The sequence below is a fragment of the Paraburkholderia sp. EG287B genome (genome assembly GCF_040965595.1).
Classification (GTDB): domain Bacteria; phylum Pseudomonadota; class Gammaproteobacteria; order Burkholderiales; family Burkholderiaceae; genus Paraburkholderia.
Window position 1 is genome coordinate 374,306 of the sequence record NZ_JBFRCG010000004.1, and the last position, 20,782, is coordinate 395,087.

Here is a 20,782-nt window from a genome sequence, read left to right on the forward strand (position 1 = left end):
GCCGATGCGCTAATCAAACAGTTTGCGCAGCGTGCCGCCCATGGGAACGGGGAGCGTCGCGCCTTCATCGTAAGGCCAGCGCAGCATGCCCAGTGCGGCCGCGGCACCGCGGTCCACATGCAACACCTGACCTGTGATCGACCTCGCGAGATCGGATGCGAGGAACAGCACTGCATTGGCGAGATCGTCCGCAACCACAGGCGTTTGCAGCGGGATGTACATCTGGAAGGCCTTTGACCACCATTCAGGCGGCGCATCTGCGTTGAGCGAGCGCCAGGGCTCGGGAATGGCTGCGGCGTTGCCGGCGCTGGGCGTCGTGTCGGGCGCGATCATGTTCACGCGAATTCCGAGTGGGCCGAGTTCCCAGGCCATCGCCTTCGAAAAGTTCGTCGTTGCCGCTTTCGCGCCCGCGTAGACGGCAAAACCACCAGCGCCGCGATGTGCTTCGATGGTCGTGAAAATCACGATCGATCCGCCGCGGCCGCTGCGCCGCAATAGCGGCACCGCGTGGCGCATGGATTCGACTACGTAGCCGAAATTGCGCTGAACGTCGTCGGCGCAATCGCGCTCCGTGCGTTCCATGAATGGCTGCATGCACGTGCCACCAACCACGTTGACAAGCACATCGATGCCGTCGAAAAAGCGCGCGGTCTCGCCATAGAACTGCGCGAGTTGGTCACTCCGTGTGGCGTCCGCATGCAACGCAAACACGCGGTGACCCATCGCTCGCAAGTCCGACGATGTGCTCGTAATGTTTTTGTCATCGACGTCGCAAAACGCGATGTCAACACCCGCCTCGCCGAGCGCCAGCGCGACCGCTCTGCCAATTCCTGCCGCGCCGCCAATCAACACGGCTCTGCGTCCTTCAAGCGCGCTTCTGCGATCCAGAATTTCCATCGGCTGCTCCTGTCATAGTGATGTGAGTGAACGAGAACATGTCAGAATCCGCGTATTGAATAATGGTACTGACGGTGCTATTGTTTCTCAAGGATATCAAAGCAAAGTGCGGAAGACGTCGATCCATGGAGGAACCTGCGTGACCGACATCGAACGACTCCTTGCAATCGAGGAGATCAAGCAACTCAAAGCGCGCTATCTGCGCAGCGTCGATACGAAAGACTGGGAAGCATTCGGCGCTGTGTTCGCGCCTGATGGCCAACTCGACATCAGCGACGATGTGCCCGGATGCATTCTCGCGGGCAGAGAGAACATCGTGCGCGCGGTCAGCGTGCCGCTTGCTGGATGCGTGAGCGTTCATCACGGCCATTGCCCAGAGATCGATATCACGTCGAGCACGACGGCGAACGGCACGTGGGCAATGGAAGACATGTTGCGCTGGGGGGCGGAGTCGGCGTATCCGAATCGCACGCTGCATGGTTACGGCCACTACGTCGAGACCTACGAGAAGGCTGGTGGTCAGTGGCTCATCAAGCGCATGAAACTGCGGCGACTACGCGTCGATGTCGGGGCGCATGCATGAACGCAAAACACCTACCGGATGCGGAGTCGACGATTCGGTTCGACGGCCGCGTTGCGATTGTCACCGGCGCGGGAAGCGGGTTAGGACGTGACTATGCGAAGGCGTTGGCGGCGCGTGGCGCCGCCGTTATCGTCAACGACCTGGGAACCGATCCGCGCGGCAACGTAGTTTCCGGCACGGGTGCGCGCAGCGCGGCTCAGCGTGTCGTCGATGAAATCGAGGCCGCTGGCGGCAACGCGATTGTCTGCCATGAGAGTTGCGCAACGCGAACCGGCGGGGCCGCAATCGTGGAGGCGGCACTGGGCGCGTTTGGCAGAGTGGATGTGCTCATTCACAACGCCGGGTTTCTGTGCAACGCGCCATTCGAGGTACTTACCGACGAGCAGATCCGCTCGATCATGGACGTTCACCTCATGGCGGCGTTCTATGTCGGTCAGCCGGCTTGGCGGGCGATGCAGGCCGGGAAATACGGGCGCATCGTCCTGACCAGTTCCGCGGCCGCCATGTTCGGTTCGGTGTGGCAAGCCAACTACGGCGCCGCGAAAGCGGGCCTCGTGGGGCTCATGAACGGTCTTGGCGTGGAAGGGGTGAAGTACGGCATCCATGTAAACGGACTCCTTCCCTGCGGCGCCAGCCGGCTGGGTCAGGGCAGCGATGAATGGCCTGCCGATTTTCACGACGGCATGCCAAAAGATTTCGCGCTGGTCGCACCGGGCATCCGCAACGAATTTGTCGTGCCGATGGCGATATGGCTGGCGAGTGAGCGGTGCAAGGCCAATCGCGCGCTCTACACGGCCACGGGCGGCCGATTTGCGCGCGTTTTCGTCGGTGAGGGCAACGGCTGGCTGAGCCGGCACGACAGTCCTCCGTCGCCGGAAGACATCGAACGGCATCTCGTCGAAATCGATGACACCACACGGTTCGATCAACCGAAGAGCGTCTGGGAAGAGTTCGAATCGATCATCAGCGGCTATCGGGCGACGGCGAAGCAGCGGCCGGAAGAGGCTCGGCCTGTGACCATCGAAAGGAAGGAGCGAGACATGGAGAAGCGATCGTGACACGCAGAATCGGCATCATCGGCGCCAACTGGAGCCTGAAAGTGCACGGCAGCGCCTGGCGGCTGCTGCCGGATGTGGAGGTGGCGGCGGTCTGTACCGCGCACCGCGAGACGGCCGAAGCGGCGGCGCAGGCATTCGGCGTGCCACGCGCGTATTGGAACGTCGCCGATCTCGTCGCCGATCCGACGCTCGACATCATCGATGTGGGCAGCCGGCCCGCGTATCGCTATGACATGGTGATGGCGGCGCTCAACGCCGGTAAGCACGTGTATGACGCGCTGCCCTTTGCGGTCGATACGGAGCATGCCGTTGCGCAGAGCGAACTCGCGGCGAAGAAGGGGCTGGTTGGGGTCGTCGATGCGCAGTTCCGCTGGGTGCCGGCAGCGATGCACATGCAGGCACTGATTGCTGAAGGTTTCCTTGGCGAACCGCTCGGATTCAATTTCCAGCTGCTTCAGCCGCTGCGCAACCACGATGGTTTCATCTATCCGCACGCCTCCTATCCCGGCGGCGGCGTTTCGCCCTACAAATGGCTTGCCGACTCGCAAAGCGGCGGCAGCGCATGGCGAAATTTCGGCAGCCACATGGTGCTCCTGCTCATGCCGCTGCTCGGGCGGGTGAAGTCGGCTGCCGGTTCGGACACTACGGGCATCAAGCAATGGCGCTTGCCGGACGGCAGCGTATTCACGCCGGACACCGCCGATCTCGGCTGTAGCGTGCTGCGCATGGAAAACGGCGCGCTAGGCACGGTCCAGACGAGCTGGGCTGTGGCCGACGGTCCCGGCATCCGCGTAGAACTGTGGGGAACGAAAGGGCGCTTGCTCTATGTCGATCCCACGTTTGGCGACGGGGTTTCATCGCGTCTTTATGCGGGCAAGCCGGAGCCATTTGAATTCGGTACTGCGGGAGGCGAATGGCTTGAAACGCCTTCACATTATTTCGCAGTACCCGGAACGGGGTTCTCGAAGGAGAATGCGCCTTCGTATATGGTTTCAATGGGATGGATGTTTCACGACATGCTCCAGGCCATCGAGCAAAAACGCGCACCGTCACCCAGCTTCGAGGAAGCCACGCACGCGCACCGGGTGGTGGAGGCGGTGATCGAATCCGGCCGCAGCGGGCGGTGGATCGAGATCGGCGACCGTTGAGGCTAGCGGGGCGAACGCGGTCGCTATTCGAGCCACGTTCTGATCCCCGCGATGTACTCGGTCATTTGCCCGCGAGCGTGGTCCCTGTCGCGGGCGATGATTGCGCACGCAATCTCGTGATGGTATGCCTTGATTCTCGCGACGACCCGGTCCCGCTCGGGTCGGCTGCGCCGGTGAACGTGGAATGGGCGTCGGCCAGTTGGAGGACGATGCCGTCGAAAAGGCGCAGGGCGGGATCGCCGCACAATTCGGCCAGCAGGAAATGAAATCGCAGGAGTGAATCGGCCGCTGCGCCGCCGTCGAGTTGCGCTTCGGCCTGCACCTGGTCACGCAGACGTTGTTCTCCTTCCCGATCGAGCCGTTCCATGACGAGATCCAGAGTGGCCAATTCGAGTACACGGCGCGTCGCAAGAATATCGCGCGGCGCAATGCCCGCATACTCCAGATAGACGCCGACGGCCTGCATCGTTGCGTTCAGGTCCGGCCGGGCGACGATTACGCTGCCGCCGGTGCCACGCTGCACCCTCACGATAGAGTGGTGCTCGAGCAGATGAATCGCCCCGCGCACCGTGGCGCGGCTTGCTCCGTGGATTTTCATGAGATCCTGTTCCGAGCCGAGAGGCAGTCCCTCAGGCCATCCCTGGTCGATGATGTGCTTCAGGAGCGACAAGAAGAGCGTCTGGGCACGCGTGATCGGTGCGCCGAGCGAATTGCGCTTGCGGCGTGGCTCAACGGCTGGCGAGTGCACAGGTGTCATTGCTGCCAGCATCGAGAGCCATTGCTGGCGAGGGGCTTCGCCAGGGTGCCTGCCTTCGAGCAGCTTCTCGCGGCGTTGCGCGGCGAATTGGTTGAAGAGTGCGACGTCGGCTGCCGGCACGATAAGTGTCAGGCTCACCATGCCTTCGGTCTTCATGCGGGTTCGATATTCGGCGACACGTTCGGCGGAGGATTTCGGCATGTCCAGACTTGGAGTAATGAAAAGTGAACATTGTTCAATACAGTGTACGCGATCGTTACATGTAACGAACTCTCTTTCCGCAATGGTGGCGTGCGCTACCGCGCAACTGCGAAAGTCGATAAATCAATGCGGTAGCTGCGATACGAGCCTGCCTGTTTCTCCACGGGCGCACGTCTGATGAGGTGGACGAATCAACCGGTTTTCTCCGTGAGCCGGTATACCTATAGTGGTGGGTCCTACAAATACCTCACCACGACGATGGACACTTCAACCATGAGCGACACTCAACCCACCATGCCGCGCCGCGGCGATTTTGGCTGGCAACCTCTCGTCAGCGCCTTCGAGCCCACCATCGATGATATGTTGTCCAACCGCGCCTACTTCGGCATGCCACCCGAAGCGCTCTACCTGTGGGGGACGCTACGCGACGAGGACGGTGAGATCTACTATCCAATGCGACGCATTCCCGCTGGCCTGAATACCGACGCGAAGGACACGCGCCGGCGTTTCTACCTGTGTACGACGCTTGGCCACGACGACGGCATGCATATGCATCCGGTCGGCAAGACATCGGTGCCGAACGACGGCTTTACGCGATCGCTCGAAGAGGGGCGCATCCACTGGTGCAGCCATCCGCAAGCGCCTGGCAACCGTTTCCACGTCACCTGGACACCCGACGACTGCAGCTGGTACGAGGAGAACGCGATGGATATCAAAGGCAAGCTGGTGAAGCCCGGCATGCACTGGTATCTGCCGGGCCGCGATGCTGGCATGTATTACGTCGCGAACATCTTCGAGATGGAAGGTACGATTCTCGGCAAGAAGGTGCGCGGCATGATCGGCTTTGATCCGATCCATATGTACGAGGGCGGCGAAATCTACAAAACGAAAGACGCCCTGGTACAGGAGAAACTGGAACTCGTCTGGTACACATGGGCCACGCGATACAGGGATGGCAGTATCGACTTTGGGCACTTCACGCTCGGCAACGACATGTTCGGCTTTGCGATTCTCGGCAACGAAAAGGGCGAGGTGCGCTTCACTTATGACGTGACCGGCACGGTCGACTTCGGCGCGAATGGCTACTGGCAGGAGGGTATCCGCTACTCGGCCTTTGGCGACGAGTGGGAGTTCGTGCCCGATCCGCGCGGGCGTCTCGTCGGTCTTGGGACGCTCAAGAATCCGCAGGTGGACGGGCGCTGGCGGCGTGTAGGAGACAGACGCGAGCCCGACGTATGGTTCGCGTGGGGCGAAGCGGCGCCGGAGCATGGCAGCCGCCCCATGAACCGGCTACCGGGACTTGGCACGCGTGTCGGCGTGAATTTCCGCAAGTACTAAACGTCAACTGCAACGCGGCAAGCGCACGCAGGGCGACGCCAAAACCAGGCGTCGCCCTGCATGCCATTCTCCCGCTTACTTCACGTACTTACGGAACTCCGGCTTGCGCTTTTCGCGGAACGCGTTGCCGCCTTCCTTCGATTCGTCCGTGTCGTAATACATTGCGAGCGCTTGCATTGCGAACGCACCGATGCCGCGAATATTCTCGGTATCGATATTGAACGAACGCTTCGCCAGCGCAATGGCGGTGGGGCTCATATGCAGAATCTCGTCGCACCACTTTTTCGTTTCGGCGTCGAGTTGCTCGGGCGGCACGGCCGCATTGATGAGGCCCCAGTCGAGTGCCTCTTTCGCGCTGTATTTGCGGCACAAGTACCAGATTTCCCGTGCGCGCTTCTCGCCGATGATCCGCGCGAGGTACGCGGTGCCGAAGCCCGGATCGACCGAACCCACCTTCGGGCCGACCTGGCCGAAGATCGCGGTTTCGGAAGCGATCGCGAGGTCGCAGATCGTCACGAGCACGTTGCCGCCGCCGATCGCGTAGCCGTTCACGCGTGCGATCACCGGCTTCGGAATGTCGCGGATAATGCTTTGCAGTTCCTCGATTGGCAGGCCCACGGTGCCGCGCCCGTTGTAGCCGTCGCCGGACTGGTCGCCGCCGGTGCAGAACGCCTTTTCGCCCGCACCGGTGAGCACCACGACGCCGATGTCCTTGTTCCATCCCGCGAGACCGAAGGCCTTGATGAGCTCTTCGCAGGTATTGGCGTTAAATGCGTTATAGACGTTGGGGCGATTGATGGTGATCGTCGCGACGCCGTCCGCTTCCTTGTAGATAATGTCCCTGAATTCCATGTCGTATTCCGAGGTTGTTTGTTGAGCAGGTTTGGGGCGGCGTTTAGCCGGCCATCGTCAGGCCGCCGGACACGCTGATGACCTGGCCACTGATGAAAGCGGCGTCGTCGCTCGCGAGGAAGGCAACCGTGCCAGGGATATCGCCCGGCTCGCCCATGCGGCCAAAAGGCACGGCCTTCACGAGCGCCGCCTTGATGCGCTCGCCTTTCTCGCCTTGGGCGAGGTTGTCGAGCAGCGGGGTCGCGGTGGGGCCGGGGCACACGACGTTGACGGGAATATGCTGGCGGGCCATTTCGCGCGCCATGGTTTTCGTGAACGCGATGAGACCGCCTTTGCAGAACGAATAGACGGCTTCCATCGAAGAGCCCACGCGTCCCGCGTCCGACGAGATGTTCACGACGCGGCCACGCCCACGCTCAGCCATGCGCCGCAAGACGGCGTGGTGCATGTTCAGCGGTCCGTACAGATTGATCGCGACGACCTTGTCCCAGAACGGCTTCTCCGTTTGCAGGAAAAACGAACCCATGTCCCAGCCCGCGTTGTTGACGAGCACCTCGATCGGACCGAGGTCTTCCTCGACTTTGGCCACCGCGGCATGGACGCCTTCGTGATCCGTGATGTCGACGCGGTACGCACGCGCCTTGCCACCCGCCGCCTCGATTTCTGCCGCGACACGTGCCGCGCCTTGTTCGTTCAGATCGAACAGCGCGACGGTCGAGCCTTCCTCGCCGAATCGCTTGCTGATGGCGGTTCCGATCCCGCCCGCGGCGCCGGTTACGACGACGACCTTCTCCTTGAGCCCCTTCATTGATTCCCTCCGTGATGTGCGAGGCGCTTTCGCGCCAGTTAGTCTTTGCTCAACGCTTCCGTAACGGCTTCGCCTTTTCCCGTGGCACGGGCGACGAGCGCGCTGGCTTCGCTCGCGCTATAGCCCGCTTCGATCAGGACTTCGATGCTGTGCTCGCCGAGATTCGGTGGCAGATAGCGAACGTTGCCGGGCGACTCGGAGAAGTGCACCGGGATCGAGGTCATGATCATGTCGCCTTCGGTCGGGTGATCGAAGCGCTGGAAGAAGCCGGTTTCCCTGATGTACGCATCGTGCATCAGGTCTTTCAGGTCGCGTACGGGACCGTGCGGAACGTCTGCTGAGGCAAAAATGGCGTTCCATTCGGCCGTGGTCTTATTGCGTATGGCGTCGCCGACGATGCGGTACAACTCGTTGATGTTGCGCATGCGCTCGGTCATGTGGCAGAAACGCGGGTCGTCCAGCAAATGCGCTGCATCGATTGCGCACAGCACGCGGCGCCATTGCTCGTTGTTCACCGCCAGCAGGCAGATATGGCCGTCTTTCGTCGCATAGGGCCGGCGGTACGGCGAGAACATGCGCGGATAGCCGAGCCCGGTGCCGTCATTGGAGCCCAGCGCGCCTTCCCAGAGATGCTCGAAAAGATTGAACTGCAGCATCGTCTCGAACATCGGCACATGGACGAGCTGACCGAGGCCGGTACGCTCGCGGTGATAGAGCGCCATGCCAATTGAGGAGGCCAGCACGTAACCGCAGAACTTGTCGACGATCACGGTGGGGAAGTAGCGCGGCGAGCCGTCAGCGTCACGGTTCATCGCGGCAATGCCGGTTTCGCCCTGGATCACGTCGTCGAAGGCGGGGCGGTCCTTGTAGGGGCCGTCGATGCGGTAGCCGGCGCCCGACGCGTAGACGATGCGCGGGTTGCGCGCCCGTACGGCTTCGTAGCCGATGCCGAGCCGCTCGGCGGCGCTCGGACGCATGCTGTGCACGATGACGTCGGCCGTTTCGACAAGCTTGAGCAGCGCTTCGCGGCACTCGGCCTGTTTGAGGTTCAGGATCACGCTCCGCTTGTTGCGGTTCATGATCGTATAGAACACGGCCATGTCGGGATTGCGGCCGGGGCCGTTCTTGCGGTTCTGGTCGCCTTCGGGCGGTTCGATCTTGATGACGTCCGCACCCATGTCGCCGAGCAGCTGTGTGGCGACCGGACCGAGCACGTTGATGGTCAGGTCGATCACGCGCACACCGGCTAACGGGCCCGTGGCCCGTTCGAGGGGTTGTTGTGGATTTTCCATGCTCAGGCCTTGTATTCTTTGCCCTTCACGAGTCTGAGCGGCGTGTACACCATCACTTCCGTGCCGTCCTGCTTGATCACGCGATTACGCGTGCGTACGAGACCGAGTCCTGGGCGCCCGTTGCTGGGCCGGCATTCGATGACTTCGCATTCCACATGAATCGTGTCGCCCACGTAGGTGGGACCCTTGATATCCAGCTCCATGTTGAGGAACGCGAAGCCGACGCCCTGCATGGTGGCCTGCGTGAGCAGCCCCTCCATGAGCGTAAACACGAGTGCTCCCGGCGCGACGCGTCCCTTGATCGCGGACTGCTCCCTTAGAAACTCTGTGTTGGTAAACAGCACTTCCAGCATGCCGGTCACGGATACGAAATTCACGACGTCCGTTTCGGTGACTGTGCGGCCCACGGTCTTGAACTTGCGTCCAACGGGCAGGTCCTCCCAGTGGATACCCAAACCAACCGTTTCGACTTCTTCCATTGCCTGTCCTCTGTTGTTGTCGCTCGCTTGTTAGCTCAACTGTCTTTTTCAGTTCTTCTTGATGCGGCCCAGCACGTTGTCCGCGACAATGTTGCGCTGGATTTGATTCGTGCCCTCAATGATCTGCACAACTTTTGCGTCGCGGAAATACCGGTTTATCGGGTACTCGTTGGAGATGCCGGCAGCGCCAAAAAGCTGTACGGCGTCAGTCGCGACCTTCATGGCGACGTCCGATGCGAACATCTTCGCCATCGCAGCCATTGGAGCGAGTTCGCGTCCGCTTACGCCCGCGTCGACGAGCGACGCGGTGCGGTAGACAAGTTGGCGCGCGGCTTCGGTCTGCGTGACCATGTCGGCAATCATCCAGCGCACACCCTGGAAGTTGCTGATGGTCTGGCCGAACGCTACGCGATCCTGAATGAATTTGACGGCATGGTCGATCGCCCCCTGCGCAATGCCGACCGCGCGCGCGGCAACGATGGGGCGGCTCGTGTTGAGCGCTTCCATCGCCACCTTGAATCCCTGGCCGCCTTCCGGCCCGAGACGGTCTTCCGCGCGAATGAAGGCGTCGTCGAAATAGAGGGGGCAAGACGCTACGCCTCGCGCGCCCATCTTGTCTTCTTCATTACCGATGGTGAGCCCGTGCGTGTTGCGATCGACGATAAAAAGATTGATCCCCAGCGGCTGCCCTTCCTCATCGAGCGTCTTTGCCGCGACGAGAATGAAGTCGGCAATATGGGAGTTCGTGCACCAGATTTTTGAGCCGTTGAGCACATAGCCGCCGTTCTTGCGGCGCGCTGTGGTGCGAATGCCGGATACGTCGGAGCCGCTTTGAGATTCGGTAATCGAGAGCGCGCCGCGCAATTCGCCGGATGCGAGTCCGGGCAGAAGGCGTGCCTTCTGTTCATCCGTGCCTCCTTCGAGAATGGCGCCAAAGGGCGTCCATTGCACGACCAGCAAATAGCCGGTGTTGTAGCAAACTCGCCCAAACTCCTCGACGGCGATACAGGCCGACATCACACTGCCGGCGCCGCCATACGCTTCCGGAAACGGCAACGTGAAGAGGCCCAGTTCCTTAAGCAGTGCATACATGTCGTGCGGATACTCGGCCGTACGGTCGATCTCGTCGGCGCGCGGTGCCACACGCTCCCTTGCGACGCGACGGATGAGATCGCGGATCTGAACCTGGTCGTCTGTTAGTTCGTATGTCACTTCGAGCTCTCTTACTGGCGGTTTTCCGGATCGGGCCAGGATTCGTCTTTCGGAGCGGGCCAGGTTGCCCCCGCTGACCACTCCCGAATCACCCCGGTCTCTTCAAAATGTTGAACAATGTTCGATAAAGTAAACGATGGATCAGGTGGCCGTCAAGCGCAGAAACCGGCTGGCGCGGGTTTGTCCGAGGTGCGTCCGGAATTTCGCCGGGATGTAGTGTCAGCCTTGTGGGGCGGGGCACGACAGGGCTTTCCCACCGTTGACAGCACGCTTCCGATGCGTTTAATATTTGGAACAGTGTTCGGTTATTTGTTCCATTTTGGCCCGACATAGCGGCTCGATTCGCGGGAGCCCTAAGGCAAAAACGATTTGGAGGAGCGGGGAATGGACTCTCTTTGTCCTGAAGTCGACTATCAGAAGTTTCTGGCCGAGGGCCGCTTGATGATCCAGCGCAGCCGCAGCAGCGGCCGCTATGTGTTCTATCCGCGCGTGGCCGAGCCGGTCACCGGGGCGCGCGATCTGGAATGGGTCGACGCGTGCGGGAAAGGCACGGTTTATTCCACCACGGTCGTGCGCCAGAAGTCGCCCACGCCGAGCTACAACGTCGCAGTGATCGATCTGGAAGAAGGTGTGCGCATGCTCAGCTGCGTTGAGGGCATCGAGCCGGAGGCCGTGCGCATTGGCATGCCCGTGCAGGCGAAGATCGTCTACCGGGGGGATGCGGCACTGCTCGTATTCGAACCAGCCTGACGCCCGCTAACCCGCAACCGGCCGTCAAGAGCCGGTCGCACCTGATGAAAGGTAGATCGAATGGAATTCAACTTGCGCGGGCGTACCGCACTGGTGGCAGGCGCCACCTATGGGATGGGGGAAGCACCTGGGTTGTCGTCGATGGACCTTGCTGCGCGCGCTTCCGTCGACGCGCTGGCCCAGGTAGGGCTCACGCCCGGCGATGTCGATGGCCTGTTCGTGTGCACGCCCGACGACATGCTCTCGGGTCTCACGTTTGCCGAATACCTCGGTATTAACCCGAAGTTCACCGACAACAACCGAAGCGGCGGCTCGGCGTTCGAGATTTACGCACACACCGCGGCGATGGCCTTGTGTACGGGACAGATCGACGTCGCACTGATCGCATATGGGAGCAACCAGCGCAGCGCGGCGGGCAAGCTCGTGCAGTCGTCGCGTCCCTCGCCGTGGGAGAGCCCGTACAAGCCGATGAATCCGGTCTCGTCTTATGCGCTCGCGGCAGCGCGGCATATGCACCAGTTCGGCACGAAGCGCGAACATCTGGCCGAGGTGGCCGTCGCCGCGCGCAAATGGGCGCAGCTCAATCCGGATGCGTACATGCGCACGCCCTTGTCGATCGATGACGTGATGGGCGCGCGTCTCGTATCCGACCCGCTTTCCGTGCGCGATTGCTGCCTCGTGACGGATGGCGCGGCGGCCGTCGTCATGGTGCGCGCCGACCGCGCCCGCGATCTGACCGACAAGCCCGTCTATCTGCTCGGCGCGGCCTCGGCCACGTCGCACCGCGAAATCGCGAGCATGCCCGATCTCACGGTGACCGCGGCAGCGCAATCGGGCCGGCGCGCGTATGAAATGGCGGGCGTGAAGGCAAGCGATATCGACGTCGCGATGCTGTACGACGCATTCACGATCAACACCATTCTGTTCCTGGAAGACCTCGGCTTCTGCCCCAAGGGCGAAGGCGGCCGCTTCGTCGCGGACGGGGCCATCGCGCCGGGCGGCCGGCTCGCGGTGAATACCAACGGCGGCGGGTTGTCCTGCGTTCACCCCGGCATGTATGGGCTTTTCCTGATCGAAGAGTCGATGCGGCAGCTGACGGGGCGCGCCGGCGAACGCCAGATTCCCGGCGCGAAGCTGGCCATCGCACACGGCAACGGCGGCGTGCTCTCGAGCCAGGCCACGGTGATTCTCGGAACTGAGGAAACGCTGTAAGGCACGGCGGCCGCCCAGGCCACGGTCAACAGTTTTGCATGGGAGACGGACAGATGAGCGTAGAGATCGGCAGCGACGCGACAGAGATCGTCCAGGTCCAGCAAGACGGCGCAATCGCGATCGTCACATTGAATTACCCCCAACGCCGCAACGCATTTTCATTGAAGATGCGTCAGACGTTGTATGCGCAACTTTATCGTCTGATGCATCACGAGGAAAGTTGCCGCGCAATTGTCCTGACCGGCGCCGGCAATACGTTTTGTGCGGGCGGCGACATCTCGGAGATGCAGACGCGCAAGGTGCTCGAGTACCGGCAACGCAATGAACTGCCGCTCGATATCTTCAGACTGACGGTCGAAGGCCCGAAAGCGGTTGTCGCCGCGGTCGAAGGGTTTGCGTTTGGCGCAGGCCTCTCGCTCGCAGCGGCTTGCGACTACGTCGTCACATCGTCGGCGGCGCGCTATGCGAGCGCGTTCGTGAAAGTCGGGCTTTTGCCCGATACGGGGCTCTACTGGTCGCTCTCGCAACGCGTGGGCGGTGGCCTCGCACGTGAGCTCATGCTGAGCGCACGCGAGTTCAACGGAGTAGAAGCGGGCGAGACCGGGTTTGCGAATCAGGTCGTCGAGCCCGGCGAGGCGCTGAACGCGGCCTTGAAGGTGGCACAACAGTACGCGGAATTGCCCTCGGTCGCCACCGCGCATCTGAAGGCCGCGCTCGCGACGGGCATCCGCACGCTCGACGAAGCGATCGAAGCCGAAGTCAACCTGCAGCCCATCCTGCGCCGCAGCCGCGAACACCGGGAGGCCGTAAGCGCCTTCATGGAAAAGCGCAAGCCGGTGTTCGTGGCCGACTGAAGGGAGCCAACATGAGCGAAAAACAAACGGCAGCAACCGAAACGGCGGCGCTGATCGAGGTGACCCGCGAGGGGCCGGTCGCGATCGTGACGTTGAACAATCCGCGACGCCGCAATGCGATGGGGCGCCAGATGCGCCAGTTGCTGCGTGACACGGTGCATCGTCTCATGGTCGACGACCCAGAGTCGCGCGCAATTGTACTCACTGGCGCGGGCGAGCATTTCTGCGCGGGTGCGGACATCTCCGAGATGACGAAGCGCACGATCCTGCAAAGCCGCGAAATTCTGGCGGAATCGTGCATGGTGGTGCGCGAAATGCAAGCGGGTCCGAAGCCCGTTGTGGCGGCGGTGGAAGGCGTGGCCTTCGGCGCCGGCCTGTCGCTCGCGGTGGCGGCCGATTACGTCGTCGCAGCGTCGAGCGCGCGTTTTTGCGCTGCGTTTCTGCGCGTGGGGCTGATTCCAGATACCGGCGTTCTGTGGACGCTTCCGAAGCGCATTGGCATGGCCCGCGCGCGCGAGATGCTTTCGCTCGCCACGGAGATCGACGGTAACAAGGCCGCGGCAATCGACCTCGCAAACGAAGTGGTCGAGTCGGGCGCGGCGCGCGCCAGAGCGATTGAAGTTGCACTCGGCCTCGCGGCCTTGCCGCCGCTCGGCGTGGCGCTGTTGAAGGAATCGCTCACCAACGCCGCGACGACCATGGAAGGCGCGCTGCGAGCCGAGATCGACTATCAGCCCATCCTGCGTCAGTCGAAAGACCATCAGGCTGCCTGCAAGGCATTTATGGAAAAGACCACAACGGTCTTCACCGGTGAATGAGCGCGGGGACCCATGCGATGAGTATCGAGCAGAAGGAAATGACTGCGGGCGCCGACGAGGTCGTGCAGGTGCGCCGTGAAGGCGACGTGAGCATTGTCACGATGAACTATCCCGAGCGCCGCAACGCGTTCTCCATGAAGATGCGGCTCGCGCTGACGGAGGTGTTTCAGCGACTCATGAACGACGACCCCGATACGCGCGCCATCGTGCTGACGGGAGCGGGCGGCCATTTTTGCGCGGGCGGTGACCTCTCGGAAATGCACGCGGCCACGCCGCCATTGCTCGCGCTGCGTGAACGCATTGCGGTGGGCGTGCGTCTGTTCAAGCTGATTTATACGGGCACGAAGCCCGTCGTCGCGGCAGTGGAAGGCACGTGCTACGGAGCGGGCGTCTCGCTGGCTGCTGCCTGTGATGTCGTGGTCAGCGCCGAGACGGCGAAATACTCGTGTGCCTTCGGCAAGGTAGGCCTGCTGCCCGACACCGGGATTCTCTGGACGCTCCCGCAAAAGGTGGGTGGCGGCAAGGCGCGCGAACTGATGCTGAAGGGCGATGTCATCGATGCAACCACGGCGCGCCGCATCGGCCTCGTCAGCGAGCTGACGGTGAGCGGACACGCGCTCGATGCGGCGATCGAGGCCGCGGCTCGCTTTGCGAGCTATCCGCCGGTGACGCTGGCGCTCCTGAAGGCGAGCCTCGTCAACGCGGGCAACTCGATCGAGGACGCATGCCGTCTGGAGACCGATCTCAATCCGCTGGCGCGTCAAACGAGCGATCACACGGAAGCCGTGAAGGCCTTCATGGAAAAGCGCAAGCCGGTTTTCACGGGCGCCTGAAGCCGACGTTCTTCATTGCTGTCTCTACAGGAAGTTCAATGCCAATGTTTACGCCTGACCTGCTGAAGAACAAACGAATCCTGATCACCGGCGGTGGCACGGGGCTCGGCAAGAGTATCGGCCGACGTTATCTCGAACTGGGTGCCGATCTTGTCATCTGCGGCCGCCGCAAGGAAGTGCTCGACGCGACCGCCGACGAGTTTCGCGGCGCGGTGCCCGGCGCACGCGTCACGACGGTGCAGGCGGACGTGCGCAGCGCGGAATCCGTCGAGGCAATGATGGATACGATCTGGCAGGACGGCCCGCTCGATGTGCTGCTGAACAACGCTGCGGCGAATTTCATCGCGCGCACGGAGAGCCTTTCGCCGCGCGCGGTGGACGCGGTGCTCGGCATCGTGCTGCACGGCAGCTTCTATTGCACGATCGCGGCGGGCAAGCGCTGGATCGACGCGGGCCACGCGGGCAACGTGATCAGCACAGTGTCTACGCCCACGATGACCGGCTCGGCCTTTACGGTGCCCTCCGCCGCGGCGAAGGCGGGCGTTCTCGCGATGACCCGTAGCCTTGCGGTCGAGTGGGGCCCGAAGGGCATCCGTCTGAACGCGGTGGCGCCCGGACTTTTCCCTACGCCCGGCGCCTGGGAGCAACTGTATCCGCCGGGCTCGCAGGTCGAACCGCAGGAGCGCTCCGTTCCGCTGCGCCGCTTCGGCGATCACACGGAACTCGCCGATCTTTACGCGTATCTGGCATCGGATGGGTCCGGCTACATCACCGGCGACATGATCGTGATCGACGGCGGCCGCTGGATGCAGGGCGTTGGCGGCCCGACCTTCCGTGCCATGCAGGACTGGACCGACGAACAATGGGACGCCATGCGCGCCCATGCGCGCAAGGGTTGAACGATGGGTCCGCTCGCGGGAGTCCGAATCATTGAGCTTGCCGGCATCGGGCCGGGCCCCATGGCCGCGATGTTGCTCGCCGACCTGGGCGCGACGGTGTTGCGCATCGAGCGTCGCCAGCCGGTCAAGCTCGGTATCGAGCGCCCGCTGCGCTACAACCTGTTGCTGCGCAACCGGAAGACGATCGCGCTCGACCTGAAAGACCCGGAGGCTGTCGAACTCGTGCTTTCTCTGGTGGAGCGCGCCGACGCCTTGATCGAAGGCTTCCGCCCTGGTGTGACCGAGCGCCTGGGGCTCGGTCCGCAGGTTTGCCTCCAACGCAATCCGAAGCTCGCCTATGGGCGCATCACGGGATGGGGGCAAGACGGACCGCTCGCGCAGTACGCGGGGCATGACCTGAACTACATTGCGATCACCGGCGTGCTCAACGCGATCGGGCGCTGCGATCAGCCGCCGTCGATACCGCTGAACCTGATCGGCGACTATGCGGGCGGTTCGCTGTATCTCGCGATGGGGCTGCTCTCCGCGATCCTGCATTCGCGTAGCGGCGGTGCAGGCCAGGTCGTGGATGCTGCGATCGTCGATGGCACGGCCAACCTTGCTACTACGTTCTTCGGCATGCAGGCTGCCGGAATCTGGCGTGACGGGCGCGGGACGAATATCACGGACTCCGGATCACACTTCTACGACGTGTATGAATGCGTGGACGGCAAGTGGATCACGATCGGTCCCATCGAGGACAAGTTCTATCTCGAACTGCTGCGCTTGCTCGACATCGACCCGCGAACCCTCGGCGCTCAGCTTGACGAAAGCAATTGGCCTGCCGCGCGCGCCCTGTTTGCGCTGAAGTTCAAGAGCCGCACACGCGAGCAATGGACCACGCTGCTCGAGCATTCGGACGCGTGCTTCGCACCGGTGCTGTCGTGGACGGAGGCACCCGAGCATGCGCACCTGAAGGCACGTGGCACGTTCATCGAAGTCGACGGCATTGTGCAGCCAGCTCCTGCGCCGCGCTTTTCCGCCACGGTGCCCGCGAAACCGACCGCGCCTGAAGCGCCCGACGCGGCAACGGTGGACGCCGCTCTGACTGGGTGGCTCGAACCGGGCCGCATTGGCGAGCTGAAAGAAGCGGGAACGCTGGCCTGAGTGGCACACGCCAGGCGAGCCAAAGAAAACGAAACGAGACACTTATGGATCTGCGATATACCGACGAAGAACTGGCGTTCCGCAATGAGGTGAGAGCCTTCTTCAAGGAAGCGCTGCCCGCCGACATTCGACGCAAAGCCACCCTGGGGCAGCGCTATTCGGCGGCCGACCTGCGCCGCTGGCAACGCATTCTCTACGAGCGCGGCTGGGCGACGCCCGCGTGGGACAAGGCGTGGGGCGGCACCGGCTGGAGCGCCGTGCAGCAATACATCTTCAAGGAAGAGCTGCACATGGCCCCGGCGCCCGAAACACTGTCGTTCAACGTGAACATGATCGGCCCGGTGCTGATCGCGTTCGGCAGCGAAGAGCAGAAGCGCCACTTCCTGCCCCGCATCGCGAGCCTCGAATACTGGTTCTGCCAGGGTTTTTCCGAGCCGGGCGCGGGTTCGGATCTGGCCGCACTGCGCACCCAGGCGGTTCGAGAAGGCGACCACTACGTCATCAACGGGCAGAAGCTCTGGACATCGACTGCGCATCACGCCGACTGGATGTTCTGTCTCGTGCGCACGGACTCGAGCGGGAAGAAGCAACAGGGCATTACCTACCTGCTGATCGACATGAAGACGCCGGGCTTGACGGTGCGCCCGATCATCACGATCGACGGCCACCACGAAACCAACGAGGTGTTCTTCGACAACGTGCGCGTGCCGGTTGCGAATCGCATCGGCGAGGAAAACAAGGGCTGGGACTACGCCAAGTATCTGCTCGGCAACGAGCGCAGCGGCATTGCACGCGTGGGCGTTTCGAAGATGCGCGTGCGGCATGCAAAGGACCTCGCGAAGCGCGTGCCCTGCGGGGACGGCGTGCTGTGGGACGACCCGCGCTTTCGGGAGCGGGTCGCGGCCGTGGAAGTGGAGTTGAAGGCGCTGGAAATGACGCAGATGCGCGTGATCGCCGAAAGCCGTGCGCAAGAGAGCCATGTGCCGGACCCCAAGACTTCGATCCTGAAGATCAAGGGTTCGGAACTCCAGCAACTTTCCGCCGAACTGCTGCTGGAAGTGGCGGGGCCGGATGCGTTGCCGCTCGATATCGACTTCCTGCGCGGTCTTGGCGACGCGGTTCGCGAGCCCGAATGGGCGCTGACGATCGCGCCGAACCACTACTTTGCGCGTCACGTTTCGATTGTGGGCGGCTCCAACGAGATTCAGAAGAACATACTCGCCAAGTCGGTATTGGGACTTTGAGCGACGGTCGAACAGCGGAGAAGCGTAGGCTATGGACTTTGATTTCACCGATGAGCAGCGCATGCTCAAGGACAGCGTCGAGCGTCTCGTCAAGGACGAGTACGGTTTCGAGCAGCGTGCGAAGTACCTCGTGGAGCCGGACGGCTTCAGCCGCGCGCAATGGGCGCGCTATGCGGAGATGGGGCTGCTGGGTCTTTCATTCGATGAGGAATACGGCGGCAGCAACTGCGGTCCTGTCGAGACGATGATCGTCATGGAGGCGCTCGGCCGCGGCCTCGCGGTCGAGCCGTACCTCGCAACGGTCGTGCTGGGCGGCGGCTTCGTGCGCCTTGGCGGCAACGCGGCGCAACGCACGGCGATTCTGCCGCAGATCGCGCAGGGCGAATTGCTGATGGCCTTTGCGCACAGCGAAGCGCAGTCGCGCTACGACCTGGCGGACGTGGCGACCACTGCGCGGCGCGAAGGCGACGCATGGGTGATCGACGGCGCCAAGCGCGTCGTGCTGCATGGCGGCAATGCCGATCTCCTCGTGGTGTCGGCGCGGGTGTCGGGCGGCAGGCGCGAGCGTGACGGCATCGGCCTGTTCGTGGTGAGGGGCGACGCTGCGGGCGTGACACGCCGCGTGTATCCGACACAGGACCGGTTGAGCGCGGCAGATATCGAATTTTCCGGCGTGCGAGTTCCGGATAGCGACGTGCTGGGTGTCGCGGGTGCCGCGTACCCGCTCATTGAAACAGTCGTTGCGCACGCAATCGCCGCGGTGAGCGCGGAAGCTGTAGGCGCGATGACCGCCGCGCACGAAGAAACCGTCGAGTATCTCAAGGTCCGCAAGCAGTTCGGCGTACCCATCGGGTCATTTCAGGCGCTCCAGCATCGGGCGGTCGACATGCTGGTCATGGTGGAGCAGGCGCGCAGCATGGCGCTTTTCGCGACCATGATGAGCGAGGAGCCGGATGCGGGGGAGCGCGATCGCAGCCTGTCCGCCGCGAAAGTGCAGATCGGACGCTCGGGCCGCTTCGTCGGCCAGCAAGGCGTGCAACTGCACGGCGGCATCGGGATGACCGAGGAGTGCAAGATCGGCCACTACATGCGACGCCTGAGCGTGATCGATATCCAGTTCGGCTCGACCGAACATCATCTGACCCAGCTCGCCAATGCCGGCGGGCTGATCGATGCAGCAGCGTGAGCCGCGTCCAGCCAAGTATACGGAAACATTCATGAGCCGAATTACCCCTCCCGACCAATATCAGGAACTGCGCGACGCCCTGCGCGACCTCTCGAAGGAATATCCCGATGAGTACTGGCGCCGCATCGATCACGAGCGCGTGTACCCGGAGGCGTTTGTCGACGCGTTGACGAAGGCCGGCTGGATGGCGGCGCTGATTCCTCAGGAGTACGGTGGTTCCGGCCTCGGGTTGACCGAGGCGTCCGTGATCATGGAGGAGATCAACCGCAACGGCGGCAACTCCGGGTTCTGCCACGGCCAGATGTACAACATGAACACGCTGCTGCGCAACGGCTCGGAAACGCAAAAGCGCAAATATCTGCCGAAGATCGCGAGCGGCGAATTGCGCCTGCAGTCGATGGGCGTGACCGAGCCGACCACGGGAACGGACACCACGAAGCTGAAGACCACCGCCGTGAAGAAAGACGGCCGCTATGTGGTCAACGGCCAGAAGGTTTGGATTTCGCGTGTGCAGCATTCGGACATGATGATCCTGCTCGCGCGCACCACGCCCTTGTCTGACGTGAAGAAGAAGTCGGATGGGCTGTCGTGCTTTCTCGTGGACCTGCACCAGGCGATCGGCAACGGTCTGACCGTGAGGCCGATTCCCAACATGGTCAATCACGAGACCAATGAACTGTTCTTCGACAATCTGGAGATTCCCGAAGAGAACCTGATTGGCGAGGAAGGCAAGGGCTTCAAGTACATCCTCGACGGGCTCAATGCCGAGCGTGCGCTGATCGCGGCCGAGTGTATCGGCGACGGCTACTGGTTCGTTGAACGCGCATCGAAATACGCCAGCGAGCGTATCGTCTTCGACCGGCCAATCGGCATGAACCAGGGTATCCAGTTTCCGATCGCCGAGGCGTATATCGACGTGCGCGCGGCGGATCTCATGCGCTACAGAGCCTGTGAACTATTGGACAACCATCAGGCATGCGGCGCGGAAGCGAACATGGCGAAGCATCTGGCGGCCACGGCTTCGTGGAAAGCGGCGAATGCCTGCTTGCAGACGCATGGCGGCTTCGGTTTCGCCTGCGAATACGACGTCGAACGTAAGTTCCGCGAGACGCGGCTTTATCAGGTGGCGCCGATTTCGACGAATCTGATTCTGTCCTACGTCGCCGAGCATGTGCTCGACCTGCCGCGTTCATTCTGATCATCGAGAGGGGATCT

The 20,782-nt window shown here is 62.5% G+C and carries 21 protein-coding genes; 14 read left to right on the top strand and 7 right to left on the bottom strand.

Translation table 11 applies throughout. The features are described 5' to 3' along the window. Nucleotides 1–9: 9 nt before the first annotated feature. Nucleotides 10–897: an SDR family NAD(P)-dependent oxidoreductase gene (locus tag AB4Y40_RS09245; protein ID WP_368687425.1), complete on the bottom strand. Its 888-nt coding sequence runs from the start codon at nucleotides 895–897 to the stop codon at nucleotides 10–12. Here AB4Y40_RS09245 and AB4Y40_RS09250 point away from each other — a divergent pair. Genes AB4Y40_RS09250 through AB4Y40_RS09260 form a run of 3 tightly spaced genes read left to right on the top strand, consistent with a single transcriptional unit; the run spans nucleotide 782 to nucleotide 3,686 of the window. Continuing rightward, nucleotides 782–1,480, top strand: a complete 699-nt coding sequence (locus AB4Y40_RS09250; RefSeq protein WP_368687426.1) for a nuclear transport factor 2 family protein — start codon at nucleotides 782–784, stop codon at nucleotides 1,478–1,480. The genes AB4Y40_RS09245 and AB4Y40_RS09250 overlap by 116 nt on opposite strands. Next, on the top strand, nucleotides 1,477–2,538 hold the full coding sequence (locus tag AB4Y40_RS09255; RefSeq protein ID WP_368687427.1) for an SDR family NAD(P)-dependent oxidoreductase: 1,062 nt from the start codon (nucleotides 1,477–1,479) through the stop codon (nucleotides 2,536–2,538). Before AB4Y40_RS09250 ends, AB4Y40_RS09255 begins: the two co-directional genes overlap by 4 nt. After that, a complete protein-coding gene (locus AB4Y40_RS09260; RefSeq protein WP_368687428.1) occupies nucleotides 2,535–3,686 on the top strand; it encodes a Gfo/Idh/MocA family protein in 1,152 nt (383 codons plus the stop codon). The genes AB4Y40_RS09255 and AB4Y40_RS09260 overlap by 4 nt, the downstream gene beginning before the upstream one ends. Nucleotides 3,687–3,747: 61 nt before the next feature. Here AB4Y40_RS09260 and AB4Y40_RS09265 read toward each other — a convergent pair whose 3' ends face one another. Next, the gene (locus AB4Y40_RS09265) at nucleotides 3,748–4,644 is read right to left on the bottom strand and encodes a FadR/GntR family transcriptional regulator (protein WP_368687429.1); all 897 of its coding nucleotides are present in this window, start codon (nucleotides 4,642–4,644) and stop codon (nucleotides 3,748–3,750) included. A 273-nt stretch (nucleotides 4,645–4,917) separates the two neighbouring features. Between AB4Y40_RS09265 and AB4Y40_RS09270 the strand changes: the two genes are divergently transcribed. Next, nucleotides 4,918–5,982 (top strand): hypothetical protein, encoded by a 1,065-nt coding sequence (locus AB4Y40_RS09270; RefSeq protein WP_368687430.1) that lies wholly within the window; start codon nucleotides 4,918–4,920, stop codon nucleotides 5,980–5,982. A gap of 75 nt (nucleotides 5,983–6,057) precedes the next feature. Here the strand turns inward: AB4Y40_RS09270 and AB4Y40_RS09275 are convergent, their stop codons facing one another. Genes AB4Y40_RS09275 through AB4Y40_RS09295 form a run of 5 tightly spaced genes read right to left on the bottom strand, consistent with a single transcriptional unit; the run spans nucleotide 6,058 to nucleotide 10,625 of the window. Beyond that, nucleotides 6,058–6,834: an enoyl-CoA hydratase-related protein gene (locus AB4Y40_RS09275; RefSeq protein ID WP_368687431.1), complete on the bottom strand. Its 777-nt coding sequence runs from the start codon at nucleotides 6,832–6,834 to the stop codon at nucleotides 6,058–6,060. Between the two features lie 43 nt (nucleotides 6,835–6,877). After that, on the bottom strand, nucleotides 6,878–7,642 hold the full coding sequence (locus AB4Y40_RS09280) for a glucose 1-dehydrogenase (protein WP_368687432.1): 765 nt from the start codon (nucleotides 7,640–7,642) through the stop codon (nucleotides 6,878–6,880). 38 nt (nucleotides 7,643–7,680) lie between these two features. Continuing rightward, a complete protein-coding gene (locus tag AB4Y40_RS09285) occupies nucleotides 7,681–8,934 on the bottom strand; it encodes a CaiB/BaiF CoA transferase family protein (protein ID WP_368687433.1) in 1,254 nt (417 codons plus the stop codon). Nucleotides 8,935–8,936: 2 nt separating this feature from the next. Continuing rightward, nucleotides 8,937–9,413: a MaoC/PaaZ C-terminal domain-containing protein gene (locus tag AB4Y40_RS09290; protein WP_069266515.1), complete on the bottom strand. Its 477-nt coding sequence runs from the start codon at nucleotides 9,411–9,413 to the stop codon at nucleotides 8,937–8,939. Nucleotides 9,414–9,461: 48 nt separating this feature from the next. Beyond that, nucleotides 9,462–10,625, bottom strand: a complete 1,164-nt coding sequence (locus tag AB4Y40_RS09295) for an acyl-CoA dehydrogenase family protein (RefSeq protein WP_069266516.1) — start codon at nucleotides 10,623–10,625, stop codon at nucleotides 9,462–9,464. Between the two features lie 384 nt (nucleotides 10,626–11,009). Between AB4Y40_RS09295 and AB4Y40_RS09300 the strand changes: the two genes are divergently transcribed. Genes AB4Y40_RS09300 through AB4Y40_RS09345 form a run of 10 tightly spaced genes read left to right on the top strand, consistent with a single transcriptional unit; the run spans nucleotide 11,010 to nucleotide 20,765 of the window. Then, on the top strand, nucleotides 11,010–11,375 hold the full coding sequence (locus tag AB4Y40_RS09300) for a Zn-ribbon domain-containing OB-fold protein (protein ID WP_069266517.1): 366 nt from the start codon (nucleotides 11,010–11,012) through the stop codon (nucleotides 11,373–11,375). 60 nt (nucleotides 11,376–11,435) lie between these two features. Beyond that, nucleotides 11,436–12,587 carry a thiolase gene (locus AB4Y40_RS09305; RefSeq protein WP_368687434.1) on the top strand — a complete coding sequence of 384 codons (1,152 nt, stop codon included), beginning with the start codon at nucleotides 11,436–11,438 and terminating at the stop codon, nucleotides 12,585–12,587. A 53-nt stretch (nucleotides 12,588–12,640) separates the two neighbouring features. Beyond that, the gene (locus tag AB4Y40_RS09310) at nucleotides 12,641–13,441 is read left to right on the top strand and encodes an enoyl-CoA hydratase/isomerase family protein (protein WP_368687435.1); all 801 of its coding nucleotides are present in this window, start codon (nucleotides 12,641–12,643) and stop codon (nucleotides 13,439–13,441) included. 11 nt (nucleotides 13,442–13,452) lie between these two features. Further along, entirely contained in the window at nucleotides 13,453–14,259 is an 807-nt protein-coding gene (locus tag AB4Y40_RS09315; protein ID WP_368687436.1) for an enoyl-CoA hydratase/isomerase family protein, read from the top strand. 17 nt (nucleotides 14,260–14,276) lie between these two features. Next, nucleotides 14,277–15,092 carry an enoyl-CoA hydratase/isomerase family protein gene (locus AB4Y40_RS09320; RefSeq protein WP_368687437.1) on the top strand — a complete coding sequence of 272 codons (816 nt, stop codon included), beginning with the start codon at nucleotides 14,277–14,279 and terminating at the stop codon, nucleotides 15,090–15,092. Nucleotides 15,093–15,136: 44 nt separating this feature from the next. Next, on the top strand, nucleotides 15,137–15,991 hold the full coding sequence (locus tag AB4Y40_RS09325) for an SDR family oxidoreductase (protein WP_069266522.1): 855 nt from the start codon (nucleotides 15,137–15,139) through the stop codon (nucleotides 15,989–15,991). 3 nt (nucleotides 15,992–15,994) lie between these two features. Next, complete coding sequence (locus tag AB4Y40_RS09330; RefSeq protein ID WP_368687438.1) at nucleotides 15,995–17,137, top strand: CaiB/BaiF CoA transferase family protein; 1,143 nt, start codon at nucleotides 15,995–15,997, stop codon at nucleotides 17,135–17,137. Between the two features lie 44 nt (nucleotides 17,138–17,181). Next, nucleotides 17,182–18,381, top strand: a complete 1,200-nt coding sequence (locus AB4Y40_RS09335; RefSeq protein ID WP_368685197.1) for an acyl-CoA dehydrogenase family protein — start codon at nucleotides 17,182–17,184, stop codon at nucleotides 18,379–18,381. Nucleotides 18,382–18,412: 31 nt separating this feature from the next. Further along, on the top strand, nucleotides 18,413–19,567 hold the full coding sequence (locus tag AB4Y40_RS09340; protein ID WP_368687439.1) for an acyl-CoA dehydrogenase family protein: 1,155 nt from the start codon (nucleotides 18,413–18,415) through the stop codon (nucleotides 19,565–19,567). Nucleotides 19,568–19,598: 31 nt separating this feature from the next. Beyond that, on the top strand, nucleotides 19,599–20,765 hold the full coding sequence (locus AB4Y40_RS09345; protein ID WP_368687440.1) for an acyl-CoA dehydrogenase family protein: 1,167 nt from the start codon (nucleotides 19,599–19,601) through the stop codon (nucleotides 20,763–20,765). The last annotated feature ends 17 nt before the right edge of the window (nucleotides 20,766–20,782 follow it).

Coding starts and splice junctions, on each gene's coding strand:
- AB4Y40_RS09305 (WP_368687434.1), top strand. CDS start 11,436: ATGGAATTCAACTTGCGCGGGCGTACCGCACTGGTGGCAGGCGCCACC.
- AB4Y40_RS09275 (WP_368687431.1), bottom strand. CDS start 6,834: ATGGAATTCAGGGACATTATCTACAAGGAAGCGGACGGCGTCGCGACG.
- AB4Y40_RS09300 (WP_069266517.1), top strand. CDS start 11,010: ATGGACTCTCTTTGTCCTGAAGTCGACTATCAGAAGTTTCTGGCCGAG.
- AB4Y40_RS09245 (WP_368687425.1), bottom strand. CDS start 897: ATGGAAATTCTGGATCGCAGAAGCGCGCTTGAAGGACGCAGAGCCGTG.
- AB4Y40_RS09280 (WP_368687432.1), bottom strand. CDS start 7,642: ATGAAGGGGCTCAAGGAGAAGGTCGTCGTCGTAACCGGCGCCGCGGGC.
- AB4Y40_RS09340 (WP_368687439.1), top strand. CDS start 18,413: ATGGACTTTGATTTCACCGATGAGCAGCGCATGCTCAAGGACAGCGTC.
- AB4Y40_RS09255 (WP_368687427.1), top strand. CDS start 1,477: ATGAACGCAAAACACCTACCGGATGCGGAGTCGACGATTCGGTTCGAC.
- AB4Y40_RS09265 (WP_368687429.1), bottom strand. CDS start 4,644: ATGCCGAAATCCTCCGCCGAACGTGTCGCCGAATATCGAACCCGCATG.
- AB4Y40_RS09315 (WP_368687436.1), top strand. CDS start 13,453: ATGAGCGAAAAACAAACGGCAGCAACCGAAACGGCGGCGCTGATCGAG.
- AB4Y40_RS09310 (WP_368687435.1), top strand. CDS start 12,641: ATGAGCGTAGAGATCGGCAGCGACGCGACAGAGATCGTCCAGGTCCAG.
- AB4Y40_RS09325 (WP_069266522.1), top strand. CDS start 15,137: ATGTTTACGCCTGACCTGCTGAAGAACAAACGAATCCTGATCACCGGC.
- AB4Y40_RS09270 (WP_368687430.1), top strand. CDS start 4,918: ATGAGCGACACTCAACCCACCATGCCGCGCCGCGGCGATTTTGGCTGG.
- AB4Y40_RS09345 (WP_368687440.1), top strand. CDS start 19,599: ATGAGCCGAATTACCCCTCCCGACCAATATCAGGAACTGCGCGACGCC.
- AB4Y40_RS09290 (WP_069266515.1), bottom strand. CDS start 9,413: ATGGAAGAAGTCGAAACGGTTGGTTTGGGTATCCACTGGGAGGACCTG.
- AB4Y40_RS09320 (WP_368687437.1), top strand. CDS start 14,277: ATGAGTATCGAGCAGAAGGAAATGACTGCGGGCGCCGACGAGGTCGTG.
- AB4Y40_RS09335 (WP_368685197.1), top strand. CDS start 17,182: ATGGATCTGCGATATACCGACGAAGAACTGGCGTTCCGCAATGAGGTG.
- AB4Y40_RS09285 (WP_368687433.1), bottom strand. CDS start 8,934: ATGGAAAATCCACAACAACCCCTCGAACGGGCCACGGGCCCGTTAGCC.
- AB4Y40_RS09330 (WP_368687438.1), top strand. CDS start 15,995: ATGGGTCCGCTCGCGGGAGTCCGAATCATTGAGCTTGCCGGCATCGGG.
- AB4Y40_RS09250 (WP_368687426.1), top strand. CDS start 782: ATGTCAACACCCGCCTCGCCGAGCGCCAGCGCGACCGCTCTGCCAATT.